Below are 17,386 nucleotides of genomic sequence, written 5' to 3'. Positions count from 1 at the left end.
TTTTGCTTGTTACTTCCTATTTTCAGCCAGATCAAAAGCAACAGTTACATCTCCCGCTCCTGCAGCTTGAGCAAAACCCGCTGGGTCCTCAATAAATCCCATTCTTGTATAACGATAAGTACTCGAGAAACTTTCATAGAACAGCACAAGACAGTTATCTCCGTACAGCATGATATCTCCTGCCCAAATCTCTCCAGGCACTTCTGAATCTTCAGGAAGAACATCTGAAAAATTGTAGAATTTTTCATTGCGATTATGATCGTTCATATTCATACTCAGGGGCAGTTTCTCAATGAATGCCCGGGTCGTTTGATGGTCATAAAGTTTTGCAGAAAATACCTGTTCCCCAATTGTTAGTGTCACATCAATCATCTGATCTGTCATACCACTCTTCCCCGTTTCCTGAAGTGAGTTTTCCCGGCTAAGTTCCCTTTCACTGCCGGTGCAGGCAGTCAGGGCAAAGCTGCAGAGAAACAAACAGAGGACTGAAATTCTCATATTCCGGCACCCCATATAAAATAGTTCACAGGTCTGTTTTAATCCTGATCAGGTTCTATTTTCTTTATCATTTTCGCGGGCACACCGCCTGCAATGACATTTGGCGGCACATCCTTTGTTACAACTGCGCCAGCAGCAATAATTGCCCCATCACCTATGGTTACACCTGGAAGGATGGTGGCATTTGCACCTATCCAGACGTTGGTGCCAATGGTAATTGGCGCAGGATGCAAAGTGCTGCGCTTTCCGGGATCGATGTCATGATTAAGAGTAGCCAGCACAACATTATGCCCAATGAGTGCACCATCGCCAATCGTAATTCCTCCCTGATCCTGAAAGCGGCATCCAGAGTTGATAAAAACGTTCTTGCCCACATGAATGTTTTTCCCAAAATCCGTATAAAATGGCGGGAATAATGCAAATGAAGGATCCACCGGTTTACCAATCAGCTGCGAAAACAGTTCCTGAACTTCTTGGGGAGTACGGTAACCTCCGTTTAACTCAGCCGCTATCTTCATGGCTTCTTGAGAAAATGTGTGCATAAGCTGATGCATCTCTGAATGTCCCTCCACCGCTTCTCCCCTGTTTAAGTGCGCCAGAAAATCATGAATGTCCATTATAATCCTCCCTGTCAATACGTTTGAATACGCTCATTTACGACTTCTTATTTCTCCCCTGCAGTCTCCATGTTATTCCTTATAGTTAACTCTAGGTCAAGAGTAAAGATAGAGCTGCACTGAACAATTAAATGACTTTTTTGACACGCAAAACAGCTCGTGATACGATTCAATTCACAAATCTCAAGTTAACTGCAATTTTAAATTTATACTGGAGGAGATGAAGCATGAATACATATTCCATTGGAGAAGCAGCAAAGGAATTAAACCTTACCGTATATACTTTGCGCTATTATGATAAAGAAGGCCTGATGCCTTTTGTAGAACGGACACCCAGCGGTACAAGAGTGTTTAAGGAATCAGATATAGAAGCTTTAAGAATTATTGAATGCCTGAAATCCACTGGAATGCCCATAAAAGAAATCAAAGCATTTATAGATTGGTGTTCTGAGGGAGATTCTACATTAAAACAGAGGTATGAAATGTTTATGGAACGTAAGGCAAGTGTAGAGGCTCAAATGGAAGAACTGAAAAAGACGATGGAAATCATTCATCATAAATGCTGGTATTACAAGACTGCGATGGACGCCGGAACAGAGAATATTCATAAACAGAACGTCTAGGTTTGCCTGAGACCTGCCTTTATTTTATCTTTAAAAAGATGGAAAAAAGCCAGGTTTTGTTTCTTTGTTTCGCCACCCGTTTTTCTATAACTACGCATAATTTACTCGTTTTCCCTTCACACCGGCGGACAAAATATTTTCTATTTTAAAGATCCTCACCTGCTGCTTTGAAAAACAGTACGCCTTCACATAGCTGCCGCGTATCTCCCTCACAGCGATTGTTCTCTGGGACAAAGCTCCTTTTTCAGAAAGATAAATAATTTCAATCGGAAGCTTTTGATTCATCGACCTCTCAACTAATCCGTTCATACTGTCAGCTCCTTTTCTCTCCCTTCATTATATGCAAACATATGTTCGTTTACAACTTGTTGGGAGAGGATTTGGAGTGTAAATTTTGGAAAGAAAAAAAGCCCCTATAAAATAGAGGCTTTCCCATATTACTTATACTGAATCAGCGTGTACTTCTTCTTCCCTCTGCGGATGACGGTGAACTTGTCGTCAATGCGGTCTTCGGCTCCAAGAACTTTGTCTGTTTCCTGAACACGTTCGCCGTTAATGTAAACCGCTCCGTTTGATACGTCTTCTCTCGCCTGGCGTTTTGAAGGAGAAATTTTGGCATTGACTAAAAGGTCAATCAGGCCGATTTCGTTCTCTTCTACTGTAAAGGCAGGAACGTCTTTGAAGCCCTGTTCGATTTCGTCGCCAGTCAGCTCTTTAATGTTGCCGCTGAAAAGTGCCTGTGAGATTTTAATCGCCTGTTCGAGTGATTTCTCACCATGGACAAGCTTTGTCATTTCTTCAGCGAGTGCTTTTTGTGCCGCACGTTTTTCCGGCGCATCTGTCAGTTGCTGCTCCAGTGAACCGATTTCTTCATGAGAAAGGAATGTGAAGAATTTGATGTATTTCATAACATCGCGGTCGTCTGTGTTGATCCAGAACTGGTAGAATTCGTAAGGAGTTGTCTTTTCTTTATCAAGCCAGATCGCGCCGCCTTCTGTTTTGCCGAATTTTGTGCCGTCTGATTTTGTTACAAGCGGTACAGTTAAACCGAATGCTTTTGCATTTTCTTCTGATTTGCGGATCAGCTCAAGACCTGCTGTAATGTTGCCCCACTGATCGCTTCCTCCAACCTGTAGTCTGCAGCCTTCTGTTCTGTACAGGTTCAAGAAGTCGTATGATTGCAGGATCATGTAGCTGAACTCTGTGTAAGAGATGCCGGATTCGATTCTTGATGCAACCGTATCTTTAGCAAGCATGTAGTTAATGCCGAAGTTTTTGCCCACATCTCTCAGGAACGTAATCAGATCCATTGAACCGATCCAGTCGAAGTTGTTTGCAAGAACGGCAGGATTTTTGCCTGAAGGATCAAAATCAAGGAAACGTGACAGCTGGTTTTTAATTTTATCTGACCATTCTTTGACGATATCAGATGTATTCAGCGTACGTTCTGCTTTTTTGCCGGACGGATCTCCAATCATCCCTGTTGCTCCCCCTACGAGGGCAATCGGACGGTGTCCTGCCTGCTGGAAGCGGCGAAGCGTTAAGATTGGAAGCAGATGGCCGATATGCAGACTGTCTGCCGTCGGGTCAAATCCTGTATATAATTTAACAGACTCCTCTTCAAGCACCTTTTTCAGGCCTTCTTCGTCTGTCATTTGATTAATTAATCCTCTGAACTGAAGATCTTTGAGCAATTCACTCATTTTGCTTCTCTCCTTTTTCATAAAATACAAAAACGCCCCTTCATAAAATGAAGGGGCGTGGAATACGCGGTACCACCCTGCTTTGGGAAGCATGCTTCCCGTCTCGAAAAGATAACGGCCTTTAACCGTCTTCCGCTAATTGGCAGATCTGCCGTTCACAAAAGAAGCTCCTGGAGGTAATTCATGATCCATCTTTGTGCTGATTTGCATCGACCATCAGCTTTCTGAGACAGGGAGATGTTCACTACTTCTTCCAATCAAAGCAATAAAATAATAATAAATCTTTTTTACCACAACTCAGCATGACTTGTCAAACGATCCGCCCCGATTTGACAAGATCATACAAAAGAACCGTTTTTATATGATATAATGAAGTGATTGTATAGGGGGATGATACGCTCATGGATAAACTTAGAACGTGGTACAGAAAATGGATGCCTTACAAACATAGAACAATTAAAGGGTTTAACATTACATATGGAGTCATCTGGAACCTGGTGCTTGTGTTTATTGTAATCGGTTTACTGACGGCTTCTTTCGGTGCGGGCGTAGGAGCAGGGTATTTTGCTTCTCTCGTAAAAGATGAACCTCTCCGCACATACAATTCAATGAAAAAAGACATTTACAACTATGAAGAAACCTCACAGGTTTATTTTTCGGATAATGTTTACCTCGGCAAGCTTCAGGCAGATATTGAAAGGCAGGAAGTAAAGCTAGCGGATATTTCGGATCATGTGAAAAATGCCGTAATTGCGACAGAAGATGAATTTTTCTATAAGCATGATGGCGTTGTTCCTAAAGCCATTATGCGCGCCCTTTTTCAGGAAGCAACCAACTCGGCTAACCGCTCAGGCGGAAGCACGCTGACACAGCAGCTAATCAAAAATCAGATCCTGACCGATGAAGTTTCTTTTGACCGAAAAGCAAAAGAAATTCTGCTAGCCCTCAGACTTGAACGTTTTTTTGAAAAAGAAGAGATTCTTGAAGCTTACTTGAATGTAGCGGATCTTGGAAGAAATGCATCAGGCAGAAATGTCGCGGGAGTACAGGCAGCTGCTCAAGGCATTTTTGGAGTCGATGCAAAAGACCTGTCCCTTCCTCAGGCTGCGTTTATTGCGGGACTTCCGCAAAGCCCGTTTGGCTATACTCCGTTTACAAACAGAGGGGAAATTAAAGGAAATCTTGATGCGGGAACATCAAGAATGAAAACCGTTCTGCGCCGCATGCATGACAAAGGCTTTATTACCCAGCAGGAATTCCAAGAAGCAAGCAAATTCGACCTCAGAAAAAGCTTAACAGCCGCAAAACCCTCATCAGTTGATGAATATCCTTGGCTCACCTACGAAATCGAAGAACGCGCGAGAGATATTCTTCTTGCCCAGCTCGCGGAAAAAGACGGCCGTAAACTCGATGAATTAAAGCAAAATAAAGAACTCTATGCCGAATACAAGGTTTTAGCTGACAGAAATCTAAGACAAAACGGCTACAAGATTCACACCACTGTCAATAAAACGATGTATGATAAAATGAATGCCATTGCCAAATCCTATGAATATTACGGCAACAGCAAACCAGAATACAAGATTGATAAAGAAACAGGCAAAAAGATTCAGGTACAGGAACCGGTAGAAGTCGGCGCTGTATTAATTGAGAACAAAACCGGAAAGATCCTCAGCTTTGTCGGGGGAAGGGATCACAATGTTTCAGAGACGAATCATGCGACAGATTCGTACCGGTCAAATGGTTCAACGATGAAGCCTCTCCTTGCCTATGCCCCTGCCATGGAAGTCGGAAAACTTCAGCCTGGTTCCGTTCTGGCTGATGTTCCAATGCAGATCGGAACATGGAGCCCCAAAAACTTTGACGGCAGGTTCCACGGCTTTACAAGTGCACGTTTTGCTCTTGAGAAATCCTATAACATCCCTGCCATTAAATCATATATGAGGGTTATGGACCAAAATCCGACCGAGTATTTAAAGAAAATGGGTATGAGCAATATCCATAAAAAAGATGTCGGAGCACCAGCTGTCGCCATTGGAGGACTGACTAACGGAGTAACAGTTGAGGAGAACGTAAACGCGTATGCTACCTTTGCAAACGGAGGAAAATTTGTTGATGCTTATCTGATTGAAAAAATAGAAACAAAATCAGGAGAAGTCATTTACCAGCATCAATCAAAGGCTGTTGACGTGTTCACACCGCAAACTTCCTACCTTACCATTGATATGATGAGAGATGTTGTACAGTCCGGAACCGGGGCGTCAGCCAAAAATTACTTATCGTTCAGTGCAGACTGGGCAGGAAAAAACAGGTACGAGCCAGGAGTATAAAGATATTTGGTTTGTAGCGTCCAATCCAAATGTGTCTTTTGGAACATGGCTTGGCTATGATACACCTAAATCAGTGGATAAAGAGTATAAAGGCATGTCCTACAGCAAGCGGAACATCCTCCTATGGTCGAAGATGATGAATGCTGCACATGAAATAAACCCTGGACTGATCGCTCCAAAGTCTACATTTAAAATGCCGGGCGGAATTGTCCAAAGGTCCTACTGCGCCCTTTCAGGCGATCTTCCGTCAGCGATGTGCCAGCAGGCAGGACTGGTTACAACAGATCTTTTCAACGCCAAGTTTGTGCCTACTAAGACAGATGACAGTCTGACATCGGGCAAATATGTATTCGTTAAAGACCGTGCGTACCAAGTTCCGCCTTCTGCACCGGCTGAATTTGTCCAGCAGGGTCCGATGCTGAAGAAGGAAATCCTTGAAATGCATAACCTCAGCAGCTTCAGCGATTTAAAAGAACTGCTGCCAAACAAAACAAACTGGGGAAAAATTGTCGTCACCGACGGAAATGAGATCAGGGACAACGGTGCGGTTCCAGGGCAAGTATCAGGTGTCAGAATAAGCGGCAGCTCTCTTGCCTGGAACATAAGCGGAGATTCTGATGTCATCGGATACCGCGTATATGCAGCCGGCAACTTCTCTAAAAACTTTAAAAAAGTTGCCAGCATTCCAGCTTCCAAGAGCCTGTCCGCATCACTTGGCGGCTCTCCGGCAGCCTACTACGTTACAGCAGTTGATGTAGCCGGAAAAGAATCACCTGCTTCCGCCATTGTGAAAAGCGGCAGCTACCAGGCAGAAAAACCGGCCGCTCCAAAACCTGCAGTGCCTAAGCCTGCTGAACCGAAGCCGTCTGAACCAAAGCCTGCGGAGCCTAAGCCGCCGGCTCAGCCTGAAAAACCAAAACCGGGAGAGCCGGCAAAACCACCTGGCGAACCTCAGACACCGCCTGAAAAACCGAATGGATGATGATTTAAAAGGATGCCCGCAGCGGGCATCCTTTTTTAGATTCAGGTAGTGGTGCCACAAACGAAGATTCCACCACCAAGAAAGTGGCTGTACTCCACCGAGTGGCGCCACAAATAAAGGTTCCACCACCGAGAAAGTGGCAACACTCCACTGAGTGGCGCCACAACGAAGATTCCACCCTCGAGAAAGTGGCAACACTCCGCCGAGTTACGCCACAAACGAAGATTCCACCACCAAGAAAGTGGCTGTACTCCACCGAGTGACGCCACAAATAAAGGTACCACCACCGAGAAAGTGGCTCCACTCCACCGAATGGCGCCACAACGAAGCTTCTACCCTCGAGAGAGTGCCTGCACTCCGCCAAGTGGCGACACAAACCAAGGTTCAAGCACCAAGAAAGTGGTATCACAAACCAAAATCCTTCCCAACAGAAAAAATCCGAACTAATTACCTCAGTTCGGATTTTCCTTGTTCTATTAGTTCTTTAATCTTCCATCGTCGACAAGTCACCTGTCGGAAGGTCAAGTTCCCATGCTTTCAGGACGCGGCGCATGATTTTTCCGCTGCGTGTTTTAGGCAGCTTGTCGCGGAATTCGATTTCGCGCGGAGCCGCGTGCGCAGCAAGGCCTTTTTTGACGAAGTTGCGGATTTCTTCTTTGAGCTCATCCGTCGCCTCATAGCCGTCGCGAAGGGCGACAAACGCTTTGATGATCTCGCCGCGGACCGGATCAGGTTTGCCGATGACGCCTGCTTCTGCGATGGCAGGGTGTTCGACAAGCTTGCTTTCCACTTCAAACGGCCCTACGCGCTCACCGGAAGTCATTATGACGTCATCAATTCTTCCCTGGAACCAGTAATAGCCGTCTTCATCCTTATAGGCAGAGTCACCTGATACATACCAGTCGCCCGGCATGAAATAGGATTCGTACTTTTCTTTATTGTTCCAGATCGCGTGCATCATGGAAGGCCAGCCCTTTTTAATCGCAAGGTTGCCCATGCGGTACGGCGGCACTTCATTTCCCTGGTCGTCCACGATGGCAGCCTCGACACCCGGAATCGGTTTGCCCATTGAGCCTGGTTTAATTTCCATGGACGGGTAGTTGCAGATCACCTGAGCGCCTGTTTCAGTCATCCACCACGTATCATGGATCCGGTTATCAAACACTTTTACTCCCCATCTGACAACTTCAGGGTTGAGGGGCTCTCCGACACTCAAAACATGTCTTAATGAGCTCAAATCATATTGTTTAACAAGCTCGTCTCCTGCTCCCATCAGCATGCGGAAGGCAGTCGGCGCACTGTACCAGACGGTAACGCCATAGTTTTGGATCGTTTCATACCAATGCTCAGGCTTGAATCTGCCTCCAACAATGACATTTGATGCACCGTGTAGCCATGGTCCGAAAATGCCGTAGACTGTACCCGTTACCCAGCCTGGATCTGCTGTGCACCAGTAAACGTCATCTTCCTTCAGATCAAGAACCCAGCTGCCTGTCTGGTAATGCTGGACCATTGCCTGATGGACATGAAGCACGCCTTTAGGTTTTCCTGTCGAACCGGACGTGTAATGAAGCAGAAGTCCGTCCGTCTTTTCCACCCATTCTATTTCGAGCTTCTTGCTCGCGGTTTTCATTCTTGTAAGGAAATCTATGTACGGACCGTCTTCATTTACATTTTCTCCGACTAAGACAACATGCTTTAAAGCAGGCAGATCGTTGAACGGAACCCGCTCAAGCAGTTCAGGCGTTGTCACAATGACCTTAGCCTCACTGTCTTTCAGCCGGTCGCTTACTGCCCCCTCCATGAATGCTTCAAATAAAGGACCTACGATGGCACCCAGTTTGATGGCTCCAAGGACGGTAAAATAAAGCTCAGGCGTTCTCGGCATGAAGACAAACACTCTGTCGCCTTTTTCAACATCTGCACATTGACGGAGGATATTCCCTGCTTTATTTGAGTGTTCTTTCATTTCTTTAAACGTATACTTCTCTTCTCTTTCAGGGTCCCGGTAGTACAAGGCAACCTTGTTCTTCCGGAAAGATTCTGCATGTTTGTCAATTGCTTCGTATGCAGCATTGATTCTTCCTGTTTCCGACCACGAGAGGTTTTTTTCTGCCTCAGACCAGTCAAATTGGTCATAGGTTTTTTGGTAGTCTTCAAGATTGTGGTTCCCCTTTGCTGCTGGCAGCGCTTCCAACTTCATCTTAATTCCCCCTTGTTCAGTGTATACATCCTCTATTATAGAACAGTTTCTATCTTTTCTCAATTTTTAAAAAAATCCCGGTTTTTTCGTGTAAACGCTTTATTTTCTATTTTTTCTAGTATAATAGATGATAGTTCAGCAGAATAAAAAGGCGGTGAATGAATGGAACACCCGAAAACGTACAACGCAAAAGAGATTAAAACTCCTTTTGGCCCCCTTATTATAGAAGGACCCATTAAGCCTGAAAAACTGGCAGGACTTGAATTTCACAAGGATCTGGTGGCTTTTAGGCAGCCTGAGCAGCAGCACAAGGCGCTGATTGAAATAGCGGGACTTCCCGAAGGCCGGATTATTATTGCAAGAAATCGCCATACCATTGTCGGGTATGTTACATATTTGTATCCTGACCCTCTTGAAAGATGGTCAGAAGGAAAGATGGAAAATCTGATTGAACTTGGTGCGATTGAAGTCATACCTGAATTCCGGGGCTTCTCGGTGGGAAAAAACCTTCTGAGAGTTTCGATGATGGATGATGCCATGGAGGATTACATCACCATTACAACCGAGTACTATTGGCACTGGGATCTAAAAGGAACCGGACTGAATGTATGGGAATACAGGAAAGTCATGGAGAAGATGATGAATGCAGGCGGCCTTGAATGGTATGCGACAGATGAACCTGAAATCAGTTCTCATCCTGCAAACTGCCTGATGGCAAAAATCGGAAAAAGAGTCGATCAGGACTCCGTTCAGCAGTTTGACCAATTGAGATTCAAAAACCGCTTTATGTACTGATATGTTTCGTTCATGCTTTAAAACAAAGGGGTAATAAGAATGATCGTAGAACAAATCATGAATAAAAACGTCGTTACGCTTCCGCCGGATGCAACCATTGCTGAAGCCATCGAAAAAATGGCTGAACACCGGATCCGCCATATTCTTATTGTGTCAGGAAACGATATGCTCTCCGGCATCGTTTCAGACAGGGACATAAAGGATGCGAGCCCTTCCATATTCGAACTGACCAATGACCGGGAAACACTTGATAAACCGCTTAAATCCATTATGAAAACAGATGCGATTACCGGACATCCGCTTGATTTTGTCGAAGAAATCTCGTCTATTTTCTATGAGCATAAAATTGGCTGTCTACCGATTATCAAACACGGAAAGCTAGTGGGGATTGTGACCGAAACGGATCTTCTCCATACATTTGTTCAGCTGACAGGCGCTGACCAGCCCGGCTCTCAGATTGAAGTAAAAGTTCCGAATGTATCAGGAGTTCTTTCAGAAGCAGCAGCTGTTTTCAGCAGACACAATGTGAATATATCGAGTGTGCTCGTTTATCCTGATCAGGACGAACGGTTTAAGATTCTCGTCTTCAGAGTTCAGACAATGAATCCGATGCCTTTAATTGAGGAGCTTGATAAAGAAGGCTATACTGTTCTGTGGCCTAATGTACCGGGGATTTCGTCATGAAAGAAAATATCTTCATCTACTCCCCTCTTTTTCAGCAGTACAAATTTAGCCAGGACCACCCGTTCAACCAGCTGAGAGTTGAGTTGACCTATGACCTGCTGAAAAAGATGAATGCATTGTCTGATGACGAGCTCGCAGCTCCGAGAATGGCCACTGATGAAGAGCTTGCACTCGTTCACGACAAAAAGTACATCGAAGCTGTAAAAAAGGCAGGAGCGGGAGAACTCGATCAAAAAGAGGCAATGAATTACGGAATTGGAACGGAAGATACACCTATTTTTCCGGGCATGCATGACGCCGCAGCACTTCTTGTCGGAGGCACGCTTGCAGCAGTCGAGCATGTTATGGAAGGAAAATCCAAAAGAGCCTTGAATCTTGGAGGCGGACTTCATCATGGCTTCCGCGGCAAGGCTTCCGGATTTTGCATATACAACGACAGTTCTGTTGCAATCAAGTACATTCAGAAAAAGTATCAGGCGAAAGTGCTGTATATCGATACTGATGCTCATCACGGAGACGGCGTGCAGTGGACTTTTTACGATGACCCTTCCGTCTGCACCCTGTCCATTCATGAAACCGGACGCTATTTATTTCCTGGGACAGGCAATGTGACCGAGCGCGGCGCAGGACAGGGCTACGGGTATTCGTTCAATGTACCGCTTGATGCCTTTACTGAAGATGAATCCTGGATGGATGCCTACAGGCAGTCAATCCGGGAGGTTGCCGCTTTCTTTAAGCCTGATGTGATTCTTACCCAAAACGGGGCAGATGCACACTTTTATGATCCTCTTACCCATTTCGCGACAACAACCGCTATTTTCAAAGAAATTCCTAAGCTGGCTCAGGAAATCGCTGATGAGTACTGCGGAGGGAAATGGATTGCCGTCGGGGGCGGCGGGTATGACATTTGGAGAGTTGTCCCAAGGGCATGGGCGATGATCTGGCTTCAGATGAAGAATCTGCCTGCAGAAGGAAATCTGCCTATCGAATGGATTGAACAGTGGCAGTCAAAAGCACCTGTCACACTTCCTTCCTTCTGGCACGATTCCAAGGATGACTATAAAGCCATCCCGAGAAAGCTTGAAATCGAAGAGAAAAATGCCCAGACAACTGCTAAAGCTCTTTTTCCGATCCGTCAGAACAAAACGAAAGACAGGCATTCTCTTTAAACCTGAAAAAAGGCATGAATCGAAGGGATTCATGCCTTTTAATTATGATTTTGTCGATTGTCTTATTTCAATGCGGTGCGGAAGCTCAACGATGTGATTTTCCACTTCTTCTTTGTTCATCAGCTTTGTCAGCAGACGCATAGCTACAGCTCCGATGTCATAAGTCGGCTGAACAACGGTTGTCAGCTTAGGGCGGACCATTGATGCAAGCTTCGTGTTGTCAAATCCGATGATTTCAATATCATTTGGAATCACATAGCCAAGGTCCTGAGCGGCATGTACAACTCCAAGCGCCATTTCATCTGTACCCGCAAAGATGGCAGTCGGTTTATCAGAAAGCTCATTGATTTTCTCAAACGCTTCAAGGCCAGAATCATACGTATAGTCGCCCTCTGTGATCAGCGCTTCATCAGCATCGATGCCTGCTTCTGACAGGGCACGCAGATAGCCTTTCATTTTCATTTCTTTATTAATCGGCTCTTCCATTGGTCCTGTTACATAACCAATGCGCTTATGGCCTTTTTCAATCAGCATGGACACAGCATCATAAGACGCCTGCTCATAGTTGATGTTTACTGAAGGCGTCACTTCATTTACATCAACAGAGGCAGCAAGAACGATCGGCACAGGGGAGCGCTTAAACTCATCCACATGCTCGTCTGTAATATTTCCGCCCATGAAGACAATTCCGTCTACTTGCTTCCCAAGCATCGTGTTCAGCAGGTGAAGTTCTTTGTCGCGGTTTTGATCTGAATTACTCAAGATAATATTGTATTTGTACATAGTTGCAATATCTTCAATTCCGCGGGCAAGTTCTGCATAAAAAGTACTTGAGATATCAGGAATGATAACCCCTACAGTCGTTGTTTTCTTGCTGGCAAGTCCCCGTGCAACGGCATTTGGGCGGTAGCCGAGACGATCTATGGCTTCAGATACCTTTTTGCGCGTTGTCGGTTTTACATTCGGGTTGCCGTTTACAACCCTTGATACTGTAGCCATGGAAACATTTGCTTCACGGGCTACATCATAAATCGTGATATTGTTCATTTTCCTACACTCCTTCGAAATCCATCTATATGTATAGTTAGCATTTACAATTATTGAAAGTAACATGTCATCATTATGAATTTATATGTACATAATGATACGATACTATGAAAACGTAAGCAATCTATTTACAGCGTTTTTACGCAATATAACCGTATTTGTTCATAAATGAGCAAAGTTTTTCATAAACAGCACTGTTTTCTATCATAAATAAAACCTCATGATGTTGCAAGCAAAACAAAATCAGGGTGCCGTGCGGATTCAAGAATTCTCTCCTCCGCGGCACCCTGAACAGGTTTTATGCTTTAACTTTAATTAAAGGTTTAATTTCATTCATGAAATCAGCAAACTGATCGAAATCCATCTGCTGGGCCGAATCTGACAGTGCAACCGCCGGGTCCGGATGAACCTCTGCCATTACGCCGTCTGCTCCGATTGCAAGTGCAGCTTTTGCACATGGAATAAGCAAATCGCGGCGTCCTGTTGAATGCGTCACATCCACAAGTACCGGCAAGTGCGTTTCCTGTTTTAAAATAGGAACCGCTGAAATATCAAGCGTGTTGCGTGTTGCTGTTTCGTACGTTCTGATGCCGCGTTCACACAGGATGATCTGATCATTTCCCTGTGAAATGATGTACTCGGCAGCATTTACAAATTCATCAAGGGTTGCCGCAAGACCGCGCTTCAGGAGCACAGGCTTATTAACGGCGCCGGCAGCTTTCAGCAGCTCAAAGTTCTGCATGTTGCGTGCACCGATCTGAATGACATCAATGTATTGAATCGCGATCTCGATATCTGCCGGGTTGACGATTTCACTGATGACAGCCATATCGTACTCATCGGCAACGCGTTTCAGTATTTTCAGGCCTTCTACACCAAGACCCTGGAAATCGTAAGGACTTGTGCGGGGTTTGAAGGCACCGCCGCGAAGCAGGCGTACACCCTGTTTTTTGGCTTCTTCTGCAACAGCAGCAACCTGCTCATAGCTTTCAACTGCGCATGGACCGGCAATCAGCACCTGGCTGCCGTCTCCGATTTTAACTCCTTTTACATCCACAATCGTATCTTCAGGTTTCTTTTTGCGTGAAACAAGAAGGGCTTTGCGGTGGTCGTCTTCCTGAAGCTCAAGACTCGCTTTAAAGATTTCTTTGAATATATGCTGAATGGTGGAATCCTCGAAAGGCCCGTCATTGTTTTCTTTCAGTTTATTAAGCATTCTTCGTTCACGGACAGGATCATATCGATTAACGCCCTGCGCTTCCTTGGCTTTACCAATATCCTGTACTAACTTTCCTCGCTCATTAATCAGCTGTAAAATCTGCAGATTAATCTCTTCTGCTCTCTCTCGCAATGCTTCTAACTCGGCGTTACTCATCTGACTCATCCTTTCCCGTTTTTATAGAAACCGGCAAACCGGCTTGTACATGCATCTTATTCAAGCATCTGGCCGTATTCAAAGCAGATGCATTATGCACTGAAAAGAAAATAGTAATCATTTTCTTTTGTAATTAGTGATAATTATATACAAAAACAATCCTGTTGTCACGCATTTTTCTTTAACATTTAAACGCTTTTAAGCAATAAAGCGTTTCGGCGATTGTTTTTGCTGTCTTTTTCAGGAGTCTGTATGACGCACAGCTGATGTTTTTTCGAAATCAGCCGATAAACTAGATAAGAATAAATGAAAGAGGTGCTGTTCATGAAAGCAGCTGACCATACATTCGCACTCGATATCGGCACGCGTTCAGTCGTGGGACTGCTTCTCTCTCGGCGCAGCGGCGTGTTTGAAGTCATTGATGCCGTCATGGAAGAACATAATGAGCGCTCAATGCTCGACGGACAAATCCACGATATTCAAGCTGTGGCCAGAGTCATTGTGTCCGTGAAAGAAAAGCTTGAAAAAAAACATGGACCTCTGACGAAAGTCTGCGTTGCCGCAGCAGGAAGAGCGCTTAAAACCCTTCGTGCAGAAGCATCCATTGATATAACAGGAAAACCGATTCTGGAAGCTGAGGCAGTCTCCCAGCTGGAATTAATGGCCGTTCAGCTTGCCCAGCAGGAAATCGCCCTGAAAGAAACCGGCATGGCAGGCTATGACTGCGTGGGCTACTCTGTTATTTCCTATAAGCTTGATCAGCAGGAGATCGGCAGCCTGCTCGACCAGCAGGGTCACACCGCATCTGCCGAAATAATTGCTACCTTTCTGCCTAAGGTTGTAACAGAGTCTCTCCTGGCCGCTTTAAAAAGAGCAAACTTAGAAATGCTTGCCATGACGCTGGAACCGATCGCTGCCATTAATGTGCTGATACCGGCATCAATGAGAAGGCTCAATGTGGCTCTGGTTGATATTGGGGCAGGCACATCTGACATTGCCATAACAAGTGAAGGCACGGTTACCGCTTACGGAATGGTGCCCGCAGCAGGAGATGCGATTACAGAAGCTGTTTCAGACGAATACTTGCTTGATTTTCATGAAGCAGAACGTGTGAAAAGAGAACTTAATACATCACAGATCATCCGTTTTAAGGATATCCTCGGCTATGAGAAAAGCGTATCAAAAGAGGCAGCGGCTGCTTCCATACAGCCCGCCGCTTCCCATCTTGCGAAATTAATCAAAGAAGAAATCCTCTCGCTCAACAGCGGAAAGCCTCCAAAAGCTGTCATGCTGATCGGGGGAGGCAGCTTGACTCCGGGACTGCCCGGCCTGCTTGCAGAGCAATTGTCGCTGCCTGAAGACCGCATTGCCATTAGAGGGATCGAAGCGATTCAGCAGCTTCATCTTTCAGAGAGCTTAGGAAAAGGACCGGAGCTTGTGACACCGATCGGCATCGCGATTACTTCAAGCATCAATCCGATTCATTATGTGAGTGTCAGTGTCAATGGACAGAAAGTGAGACTTCTTCAGATGAAAAAGCGGACCGTCTCTGACAGCCTGCTGTCAACCGGCATTCAGCTGTCAGGCTACTACGGCAAACCCGGACTTGCCTATTTTGTTTCGATCAACGGCCGCTCTGTGACCGTTCCCGGCACCTACGGCGAAGCACCGGTCATCTGCAAAAACGGCAGGCGCTGTTCAGTAGATGAAGAACTTCAGAACGGGGATGAAATAACGATTCAAAAAGGGAAGGACGGCCACTCCCTCCCTGTCGTCATTTCAGATTTGATTGATGTTGTACCGGAGAAGAAAATCATTTTAAACGGCGAGCAAGTCGCAGTGCAGGCGAAGCTCTTAAAAAATGGAACACCGGCTGACCCCAATGACCCGGTCGCTGACAGGGATGTGATTACTTATACCTTCCCGGACAAAGTCATGGACCTTTTCCAGGACGCGTCAAGATGCACGCCCTTCTGCCTGTCTGTTGACGGACGATTAGTCCATCTGGACGCATTTTCAGGAAAGATCACGATAAACCATGAAAAAGCACACCCGGATTCCTCGTTCAAAGAATGGGATCAGATAGCTGCCGTCCGCAAAAAAAGGCCAACTCTGGGCCAGGTGCTTTCTGCTCTTGAAATGGATGCCTATGAATCCATCACCATTTTCTATAATCAAGAGCCGACTGTCATTAAGAAAATGCTCCTCCACGTATACAGAGGAGGAAACCTGCTGTCCTTATCAGATGAAATACGAAGCGGCGATGACTTAAAAATTCAAAAACAGCAGGCAGGCTCCTTCATCTTCCAGGACGTGTTCAAAGCTGTGGACGTCACATTCCCCGCTCAGACGAACAAGCGCTTCCTCCTGCTGAAAAATGAACAGGAAACAAGTTTCCATGAAGAGCTCTCTCCGGGGGATCGGTTGAGTATTAGGTGGATGTAAGAAAAGTGGAGCCTCCCGTTTAGCCCTGACAGGCAGAAAAGAAATCACCGGAAAAGTCCGGGTTTGACTTTTACGGGGATTTTGTTCTGACGGAAGGGCTGGGAGGCGGAGCTGGACAACAAGAAAAGCGGAATCGCTCGTTTAGCTCCGGGAGTCAGATAAGGAATCGGCGGAAAAGGCGCTTTTTGCCTTTACCGACGATTCTGTTCTGACAGAGGAGTTGAGCGATGGAGCTGGACAACACGAAAAGCGGAGCCTCCCGTTTAGCCCTGACAGGCAGAAAAGAAATCACCGGAAAAGTCCGGTCTTGACTTTTTCGGGGATTTTGTTCTGACGGAAGGGTTGGGAGGCGGAGCTGGACAACACGAAAAGCGGAACCGACTGTTCAGCTCCGACAGGCAGAAAAGAAATCACCCGAAAAGTCCGGTCTTGACTTTTTGGGGGATTTTGTTCTGACGGAGGAGCTAGGAGGCGGAGCTGGACAATTAGAAAAGCGGAGCCGACTTTCGGCTCCGCTTTTCTTGCTTTTCTTATGTTAGTTTCCTGCAGCCTGCTTGAGAGAGTCTGCTGTGATTTTCCAGTGTGATTCGTTCCAGACAACCTGCTTGTCCTTGAACAGAAGAGCCTGTGGCGATTCGTGCCTGATTCCGTATGTTTCGGCAATATAGTTGGAAAGTGGTCTTGCTTCCTGCACATTCAAGTAATAGGCGGGAATGGAATCGTTCCCTTCTGTAAACGCGGAGAACTCAGAAAAGGCGGCCTGGGCAATCGGGCACGTCAAGCTGTTTTTAAAAAACAGGAATACACCTTCCTGCTCGGTGATTTTCTGGAAGTCTTCTACTGTATCAATTTTTACTTTTGGCATGATTTTAGGCCTCCACTGGTTTTACCTACATTTTATACGAATAAATGACA

The 17,386-nt window shown here is 45.6% G+C and carries 15 protein-coding genes and 1 other annotated feature; of the genes, 7 read left to right on the top strand and 8 right to left on the bottom strand.

Annotation, left to right across the window (positions count from 1 at the left end):
• Nucleotides 1-9: 9 nt before the first annotated feature.
• Nucleotides 10-384, bottom strand: coding sequence for a cyclophilin-like fold protein (locus RKD52_RS05635; protein WP_454098993.1), 375 nt, complete (start codon nt 382-384; stop codon nt 10-12).
• A 152-nt stretch (nt 385-536) separates the two neighbouring features.
• Nucleotides 537-1,115, bottom strand: a complete 579-nt coding sequence (locus tag RKD52_RS05630) for a sugar O-acetyltransferase (RefSeq protein ID WP_454098992.1) — start codon at nt 1,113-1,115, stop codon at nt 537-539.
• 227 nt (nt 1,116-1,342) lie between these two features.
• Here RKD52_RS05630 and RKD52_RS05625 point away from each other — a divergent pair, with 227 nt between their 5' ends.
• Nucleotides 1,343-1,738 (top strand): MerR family transcriptional regulator, encoded by a 396-nt coding sequence (locus RKD52_RS05625; RefSeq protein ID WP_454098991.1) that lies wholly within the window; start codon nt 1,343-1,345, stop codon nt 1,736-1,738.
• 90 nt (nt 1,739-1,828) lie between these two features.
• Here the strand turns inward: RKD52_RS05625 and RKD52_RS05620 are convergent, their stop codons facing one another.
• A complete protein-coding gene (locus tag RKD52_RS05620) occupies nt 1,829-2,047 on the bottom strand; it encodes a hypothetical protein (RefSeq protein ID WP_454098990.1) in 219 nt (72 codons plus the stop codon).
• A gap of 128 nt (nt 2,048-2,175) precedes the next feature.
• The gene (tyrS, locus tag RKD52_RS05615; RefSeq protein ID WP_454098989.1) at nt 2,176-3,441 is read right to left on the bottom strand and encodes a tyrosine--tRNA ligase; all 1,266 of its coding nucleotides are present in this window, start codon (nt 3,439-3,441) and stop codon (nt 2,176-2,178) included.
• 48 nt (nt 3,442-3,489) lie between these two features.
• Nucleotides 3,490-3,711, bottom strand: a binding site (T-box leader).
• Between the two features lie 131 nt (nt 3,712-3,842).
• Between tyrS and RKD52_RS05610 the strand changes: the two genes are divergently transcribed.
• Complete coding sequence (locus RKD52_RS05610; protein ID WP_454098988.1) at nt 3,843-5,771, top strand: transglycosylase domain-containing protein; 1,929 nt, start codon at nt 3,843-3,845, stop codon at nt 5,769-5,771.
• The gene (locus tag RKD52_RS05605; protein WP_454098987.1) at nt 5,728-6,753 is read left to right on the top strand and encodes a hypothetical protein; all 1,026 of its coding nucleotides are present in this window, start codon (nt 5,728-5,730) and stop codon (nt 6,751-6,753) included. The genes RKD52_RS05610 and RKD52_RS05605 overlap by 44 nt, the downstream gene beginning before the upstream one ends.
• A gap of 484 nt (nt 6,754-7,237) precedes the next feature.
• Here the strand turns inward: RKD52_RS05605 and acsA are convergent, their stop codons facing one another.
• Nucleotides 7,238-8,956: an acetate--CoA ligase gene (gene acsA, locus RKD52_RS05600; protein WP_454098986.1), complete on the bottom strand. Its 1,719-nt coding sequence runs from the start codon at nt 8,954-8,956 to the stop codon at nt 7,238-7,240.
• Between the two features lie 162 nt (nt 8,957-9,118).
• Here acsA and RKD52_RS05595 point away from each other — a divergent pair, with 162 nt between their 5' ends.
• Genes RKD52_RS05595 through RKD52_RS05585 form a run of 3 tightly spaced genes read left to right on the top strand, consistent with a single transcriptional unit; the run spans nt 9,119 to nt 11,604 of the window.
• Nucleotides 9,119-9,751 (top strand): GNAT family N-acetyltransferase, encoded by a 633-nt coding sequence (locus RKD52_RS05595; RefSeq protein WP_454098985.1) that lies wholly within the window; start codon nt 9,119-9,121, stop codon nt 9,749-9,751.
• A 39-nt stretch (nt 9,752-9,790) separates the two neighbouring features.
• Nucleotides 9,791-10,435: an acetoin utilization AcuB family protein gene (locus RKD52_RS05590; protein ID WP_454098984.1), complete on the top strand. Its 645-nt coding sequence runs from the start codon at nt 9,791-9,793 to the stop codon at nt 10,433-10,435.
• Nucleotides 10,432-11,604, top strand: coding sequence for an acetoin utilization protein AcuC (locus RKD52_RS05585; protein ID WP_369734593.1), 1,173 nt, complete (start codon nt 10,432-10,434; stop codon nt 11,602-11,604). Before RKD52_RS05590 ends, RKD52_RS05585 begins: the two co-directional genes overlap by 4 nt.
• A gap of 42 nt (nt 11,605-11,646) precedes the next feature.
• Here RKD52_RS05585 and ccpA read toward each other — a convergent pair whose 3' ends face one another.
• Both ccpA and RKD52_RS05575 read right to left on the bottom strand, forming a co-directional pair.
• Nucleotides 11,647-12,717 carry a catabolite control protein A gene (gene ccpA, locus RKD52_RS05580; protein ID WP_454098983.1) on the bottom strand — a complete coding sequence of 357 codons (1,071 nt, stop codon included), beginning with the start codon at nt 12,715-12,717 and terminating at the stop codon, nt 11,647-11,649.
• A 232-nt stretch (nt 12,718-12,949) separates the two neighbouring features.
• The gene (locus tag RKD52_RS05575; RefSeq protein WP_029278965.1) at nt 12,950-14,026 is read right to left on the bottom strand and encodes a bifunctional 3-deoxy-7-phosphoheptulonate synthase/chorismate mutase; all 1,077 of its coding nucleotides are present in this window, start codon (nt 14,024-14,026) and stop codon (nt 12,950-12,952) included.
• A gap of 324 nt (nt 14,027-14,350) precedes the next feature.
• Here RKD52_RS05575 and RKD52_RS05570 point away from each other — a divergent pair, with 324 nt between their 5' ends.
• The gene (locus RKD52_RS05570) at nt 14,351-16,471 is read left to right on the top strand and encodes a cell division FtsA domain-containing protein (RefSeq protein WP_454098982.1); all 2,121 of its coding nucleotides are present in this window, start codon (nt 14,351-14,353) and stop codon (nt 16,469-16,471) included.
• A 535-nt stretch (nt 16,472-17,006) separates the two neighbouring features.
• On the opposite strand, the gene ytxJ is transcribed toward RKD52_RS05570, so the two are convergent.
• A complete protein-coding gene (gene ytxJ, locus RKD52_RS05565; RefSeq protein ID WP_454098981.1) occupies nt 17,007-17,336 on the bottom strand; it encodes a bacillithiol system redox-active protein YtxJ in 330 nt (109 codons plus the stop codon).
• Nucleotides 17,337-17,386: the final 50 nt, after the last annotated feature.

The organism is Metabacillus sp. SLBN-84, from assembly GCF_053629595.1.
The sequence above is the reverse complement of the archived record's forward strand: the minus strand, read 5'-3'. Positions and strand labels throughout refer to the sequence as shown.

Bases quoted from the DNA above. Each gene is read 5' to 3' on its own strand.
- RKD52_RS05620 (WP_454098990.1), bottom strand. From the start codon at position 2,047: ATGAACGGATTAGTTGAGAGGTCGATGAATCAAAAGCTTCCGATTGAA.
- RKD52_RS05610 (WP_454098988.1), top strand. From the start codon at position 3,843: ATGGATAAACTTAGAACGTGGTACAGAAAATGGATGCCTTACAAACAT.
- RKD52_RS05575 (WP_029278965.1), bottom strand. From the start codon at position 14,026: ATGAGTAACGCCGAGTTAGAAGCATTGCGAGAGAGAGCAGAAGAGATT.
- RKD52_RS05635 (WP_454098993.1), bottom strand. From the start codon at position 384: ATGACAGATCAGATGATTGATGTGACACTAACAATTGGGGAACAGGTA.
- tyrS (WP_454098989.1), bottom strand. From the start codon at position 3,441: ATGAGTGAATTGCTCAAAGATCTTCAGTTCAGAGGATTAATTAATCAA.
- RKD52_RS05625 (WP_454098991.1), top strand. From the start codon at position 1,343: ATGAATACATATTCCATTGGAGAAGCAGCAAAGGAATTAAACCTTACC.
- RKD52_RS05595 (WP_454098985.1), top strand. From the start codon at position 9,119: ATGGAACACCCGAAAACGTACAACGCAAAAGAGATTAAAACTCCTTTT.
- RKD52_RS05585 (WP_369734593.1), top strand. From the start codon at position 10,432: ATGAAAGAAAATATCTTCATCTACTCCCCTCTTTTTCAGCAGTACAAA.
- RKD52_RS05590 (WP_454098984.1), top strand. From the start codon at position 9,791: ATGATCGTAGAACAAATCATGAATAAAAACGTCGTTACGCTTCCGCCG.
- ytxJ (WP_454098981.1), bottom strand. From the start codon at position 17,336: ATGCCAAAAGTAAAAATTGATACAGTAGAAGACTTCCAGAAAATCACC.
- RKD52_RS05630 (WP_454098992.1), bottom strand. From the start codon at position 1,115: ATGGACATTCATGATTTTCTGGCGCACTTAAACAGGGGAGAAGCGGTG.
- RKD52_RS05570 (WP_454098982.1), top strand. From the start codon at position 14,351: ATGAAAGCAGCTGACCATACATTCGCACTCGATATCGGCACGCGTTCA.
- ccpA (WP_454098983.1), bottom strand. From the start codon at position 12,717: ATGTTACTTTCAATAATTGTAAATGCTAACTATACATATAGATGGATT.
- acsA (WP_454098986.1), bottom strand. From the start codon at position 8,956: ATGAAGTTGGAAGCGCTGCCAGCAGCAAAGGGGAACCACAATCTTGAA.